General features: G+C 69.1%; 4 protein-coding genes and 1 pseudogene. All 5 read right to left on the reverse strand.

Translation table 11 applies throughout. The annotated features are described in order from the left end of the window. Positions 1–251: ATP/GTP-binding protein (locus ACWD3D_RS33210; protein WP_176712835.1), on the reverse strand; the 251-nt coding region annotated here is incomplete at its 3' end. Further along, on the reverse strand, positions 232–903 hold the full coding sequence (locus ACWD3D_RS33215) for a DUF742 domain-containing protein (protein ID WP_451464437.1): 672 nt from the start codon (positions 901–903) through the stop codon (positions 232–234). The genes ACWD3D_RS33215 and ACWD3D_RS33210, both read right to left, overlap by 20 nt. 90 nt (positions 904–993) lie before the next feature. Further along, positions 994–1,407, reverse strand: coding sequence for a roadblock/LC7 domain-containing protein (locus ACWD3D_RS33220; protein WP_266709517.1), 414 nt, complete (start codon positions 1,405–1,407; stop codon positions 994–996). A gap of 10 nt (positions 1,408–1,417) precedes the next feature. Beyond that, a complete protein-coding gene (locus ACWD3D_RS33225) occupies positions 1,418–4,684 on the reverse strand; it encodes a nitrate- and nitrite sensing domain-containing protein (RefSeq protein WP_451464438.1) in 3,267 nt (1,088 codons plus the stop codon). A gap of 350 nt (positions 4,685–5,034) precedes the next feature. Continuing rightward, positions 5,035–5,136: pseudogene (locus ACWD3D_RS33230) on the reverse strand (ATP-binding protein); the annotation flags it as partial.

A 5,136-nucleotide genomic window follows, 5' to 3' on the forward strand; every position in this document is an offset into this window, starting at 1 on the left:
AGGATCAGGTCCTGGTCCAGGGTGATGCGTCCGAAGTCCATGGCCACCGTGGTGGTGGTCTTGTCCCCGGTGTGGGTCAGGTCGTCGATGCCCGCCGAGGCGGACGTCATCACGGCTTCGGTGCGCAGCGGGTTGATCTCCGAAACGGCACCGACAAACGTGGTCTTACCCACGCCGAAGCCCCCTGCCACCACGATCTTCGCCGAGGTGGTGGAGCGGGCCGCTCCGCCGCTAGAGCTTGCGAAGTCCACTGAGCACCCTTTCGAGCAGTGTCACATCTGGCTGGCCGCCGGCGGTCTCGTCGCCGCCGGGCTGATGGATAGCGACGAGTCCGGCCTCGGCCAGGTCGGCGACGAGGATCCGGGCAACGCCGAGCGGGATCGAGAGAAGGGCCGAGATCTCGGCCACCGACTTGATCTCGAAGCAGAGCCGGCAGATCCGCTGGTGCTCGGGCAACTGCCCTTGCAGCCGGGACGGATCGGCCGTCGTACTGACCAGTGCCTCGATGGCGAGCTGGTAACGCGGCCGCGTCCGTCCGCCGGTCATGGCGTACGGACGGACCAACGGGTTGTGAGCGGCGGGCGCCGACGGCGACGCGGGCCTCGAAGGCCGCTGCGCCACCGGCTGGATCCGGGGTGCCGGAGCGTCGAACCGCTGCGGCGGCTCCTGCCGGGGCTGCCACTCGGACTGCTGCCGCTGGGACCACCCAGGTCCCGGCTGCTGAGGCCAGTCGGCTCCGCGCGGGTGCGACTGCGCGGGCTGCTGGGGCGGGAGATAAGGGTCATAACCCTGCGCACCGCCCTCGGCGCTCGGCGCGGAGGGGAAGCTGAAGCGGTTTTCCCCGTGCTCGTCCGGAACCCGCTGACTGCCGTCATACGGGTGTCCGCCTGTGGGTGCTGCCACGTCTCCTCCTCCTGCTGCCATTCGCCGATCCCAGTGGGGCCGCGCCACCGCACCCTATGGCGCGGTGACGAGAAACGCACTGTCTGTCTCTTAGTTGAGAAGACTTCCCTGGAGTTCGGCGCGAAGATCCGGCGTCAGGACACCGCCCGCACGGTCCACCAAAAGTGCCATTTCGTACCCAACCAGACCGATATCGGCGTCCGGGTGGGCCAGAACGGCCAGCGAAGATCCGTCGGAAATCGACATGATGAAGAGAAACCCTCGCTCCATCTCCACAACGGTCTGGTTGACGGCGCCGCCCTCGAAGATCCGGGAGGCACCCGCGGTCAGCGACGTCAGACCGGAGGCGACAGCCGCCAACTGGTCGGCGCGGTCGCGCGGGAACCCCTCGGACATGGCCAGCAGGAGTCCGTCGGCGGAGACCACCACCGTGTGCGACACCCCGGGGGTGCTGTCCACGAAGCTGGTGATCAACCAGTTGAGATTCTGCGCCGCCTGGCTCATCGGGCTCACACTAACGCTCCTGGTTGTAGGTATTACTGCTGTCCGACCCCTGGTTGCGTCCCTGCTGGATGCCGCGCCGCAGGTTGCTCAACCTGCCGCGGATGTCCTCGGGAGCACGGGAGACCTGGGGCCCGCCCTGCTGGGTCTGCTCCGCGGTGCCCTCGACCAGATTGGCCTTGGGTACCCGCCGGGGAAGCCCGGAAAGGGTTATTCCGCCGGCCTTCGGGTCCCGGAGCTTCTCGGCCCGCTCCCAGCGCTCGTCGTTGGTCGAACGCCAGTCGTCCGTGCCTTCGCCGTCCTGCGGTCCGGCGGCCGGCGGGGAGTCCTGCTGCCGGGACTGGTCGGCGGCCGCGGAACGGTCGTTGTCCGATCCGCCTGGCTGCCAGTGCTGCTGCCCGCCCCGGCGCGGGAGCCCCGCGTCGGTCATCTCGTGACCGGCGTTCGCGGTGGGACCCGAATGATCGAAGCCTACGCGCTCGGGCGTCTCCTCGGGAGCGCCGGGAGCGGATTCCGCTTCTTCCTGGGCGGAGGTCTCGTAACTGCCCTGGAAACCGCCCTGTTCCGGCCACCCACCCTGCTGGTGCTGGTCACCCTGCGGCGCGAACTGGTCACCGTACGAAGGCTGTTGGGTTTCCTGGGGCGCGTACCCCTGTTCCGCATAGCCGCTCGGGGAGGGCTGCTCGGCGTCCGGCCGGTAGCCGGCGTCCGCCGCGTACGGGTCGTACGCCTCCTGGTGGCCGGCCTGCTCGAAGCCCTGCTGCTGCCCGTAGCCCGGCTCGTAGGAACCCTGCTCGAACGCGCCCTGCGGGTAGCCGTTCGGGTCGTACGACGGCTGCCCCTCGTAGCCGGACCGCGGGTAGCCGTCCTGCTCGAACCGCTGCTGCTGCGGGGCACCTTGACCGGGGCCCTCGAACGGAGACTGCTCGCCGGCGGTGTGCGCGGCCTCCAGGGCGGCCCGGCGCTCCTCGCGCATCAGCGAGCGGCCCACCGGGTCGAGCGTCGGGGATTCCCCCTCGTAACGCGAGTCGTCGAAGCCGAGTTCGGCGGCCGTGCGCATTCCCGAGAGCTGCGGAGCCGGGGACAGGGGCGGCTGCTGCTGCTCCGGGATGATCGAGGAGACGGTGAAGTCGTCCGACGAGGGGACGGGTTCGCCACCGCCACCGTGGGTGATCGCGTCCGGCAGCATGACCAGGGAGGTCGTGCCGGCCTGCTCGCCCGAGGGGCGCAGCTGGACCCGGACGCCGTGGCGGTCGGAGAGCCGGCCGACCACGAAGAGACCCATCCGCTGGGAGACCGCGGCGTCCACGGTCGGCGGGTTGGCGAGCTTGTGGTTGATGTCGGCGAAGTCCTCGGCGGTGAGGCCGATTCCCTTGTCGTGGATCTCGATCATCACGCGGCCGTCCGGCAGCCGGGTCGCGGTGACGCGGACCTTGGTCTGCGGCGACGAGAACACCGTGGCGTTCTCCAGCAGCTCCGCCAGCAGGTGCACGAGGTCGGTGACGGCCTGGCCGTGGATCTCGGTGTCCGGGACCCCGGTCAGCTCGATGCGCTCGTACGACTCCACCTCGGAGGAGGCGGCACGGAGCACGTCCACCAGCGGTACCGGCTGGTTCCAGCGGCGGCCCGGCTCCTCGCCGGCGAGGACCAGGAGGTTCTCGCCGTTGCGGCGCATGCGGGTGGCCAGGTGGTCCAGCCTGAAGAGGCTCTCCAGCTGGTCCGGGTCGGCCTCGTTGTTCTCCAGGTCGGTGATGAGGGTCAGCTGGCCCTCGATGAGCGACTGGTTGCGGCGCGAGAGGTTGGTGAAGATCGCGTTGACGTTCCCCCGCAGCATCGCCTGCTCCGAGGCGAGACGGACGGCTTCGCGGTGCACCTGGTCGAAGGCGCGGGCGACCTCGCCGATCTCGTCACTGGTGTTGATCGGGATGGGCTGCACCCGCGTGTCGACCCGGCCCGGGTCGGTCCGCGACAGCTGGTCGACCAGCGACGGCAGCCGCTGCTCGGCGACCTCGAAGGCGGCGGTGCGCAGCCGGCGCATCGCCCGGCTCATCTGGCGTGCCATGAATCCGGCCACGACGAACGCGGCGAGCAGGGCGACCACGACGATCGAGGCGTTGACGATGGCGTCGGTCTTGGCGTCGGAGGAGATCTGCGCGGCCTCCTCCACCGCCTTGTCGACGAGCTCGTCCGTGACGGTGGCGTACCCCTCGAACTTCGCGGTGGACGCGGCCAGCCAGGTCTCCGGGGTGATTCCCTTCGCCTTCAGTTCGGACGGGGAGAGCCCCTTGCCGATCTGCAGGGCCATTCCGTCGAAGACGGAGCCGCCGACGCTGGGCGGGGCCACGAACGGAGTCCCGGCGGCCTCGGCCTGTTCCTTGGCGGCCTTCAACTGCTCGGCGCCCTCCGCGGCCTTGCTGGCCATGACCGCCTTGAGACGGTCCACGTCCGCCTGGGTGCCGCCGGAGTTGAACTCGCCGAGCGCGATCTGTTCCAGGTAGTTGTACGAGCCGAAGGCCTTGACCTGGGCGTTGAACGTGGTCTCCTTCTCGCTCGGACGCACCAGCAGGTGCAGTCCGATCGAGCGCTGGAGCGATTCGGCGGCCTGCGAGAGTTCGAGCGCGTAGACGGTACGGCCGTAGCTGGTGACGTTGCCGGTACCCAGACCGAGTTCGTTGGCGAACTCCATCAGCGAGTGCTGGATCTGGGTGTAGCCCTCCTCGGTGCTCACCGGGTCCAGGCTCGTGGAGTACGCGGACTTCCGCAGCGCGGCGAGCTTCGGCTCCTCGCCCCGGAAGAGCTTCAGCCGGCGCTGCAGACCCGCGGTCTGCGGCATGTCGGCCACCGCGGTGGTGAACCCCGACGCCGCGGCGTCGGTGGCCGCGCGGCTCTGCGTCACGGCCGTGTCGGTGGACTTCTTCGCCAGAAGGGGCTGTGCGGTGAGGTCGCGCTCGTTCAGCAGCGCCTGCCCGTACACCGAGGCCGCGCGGACGACGAACGCGGTCTTCTCGGCGTCCTGCGCCTCGTTCCAGGTGTCGATCGACCCCTTCACCTGGAAGCCGCCCATGGTGAGACCCACCAGTGCGGGGATCAGGAGGATCGCGTTCAGTCGCGTCGCCACGCGCCAGTTGCGGGGGGACAGCTTGCTCGTGCTGCCGACGGGCGATCCGTCGTCGGCCGTGTCCGCACGGTCGGCGCGCTCCCCGGGTGACACAGCGGTGCGCGGCGGCGTGAAGTTGCCCCGCTCGGGCTGCGTCGGGGAGCCTTCGTTGCTTCGCCTCACTCGACCAACAACCTCTCGGCGTCGGCACCTACGTTGTGCCGGTAAATTCGTTCAGGGCCGTACTACTCGGGAGTTCGCCGCATTCCAGCATGGGGACCTGCCGCGTTCCAAACACTCGGACCCGATCGGTCCGAGTGGCGCATGCCTCAGATAAAACGGGCATAAAGAACGAGCCCCGCCAAAAGGCGAGGCTCACATGAGCGGAGTGACACCGGGTGGATGCGTCGGGTGTCGGCCCGCTGGAAATTCTCTGTCGAAACGTTATGAACGCGGGGGTGGATCGTGTCGAAGGACACAGGGCCACCCCCGCGCGACTACGGCAACTTACCTATGCCGATACCGAATTATGCCTACTTGAGCCGGGCCATCAGGGCGTGTTCGACGAGGGTGATGAGGGCGCTCTTGGCGTCCGAGCGGTGTCGGGCGTCGGTGGTGAGGATCGGGGTGTCGGG

This window comes from Streptomyces sp. NPDC002690, from assembly GCF_053592415.1.

Coding starts and splice junctions, on each gene's coding strand:
- ACWD3D_RS33220 (WP_266709517.1), bottom strand. CDS start 1,407: ATGAGCCAGGCGGCGCAGAATCTCAACTGGTTGATCACCAGCTTCGTG.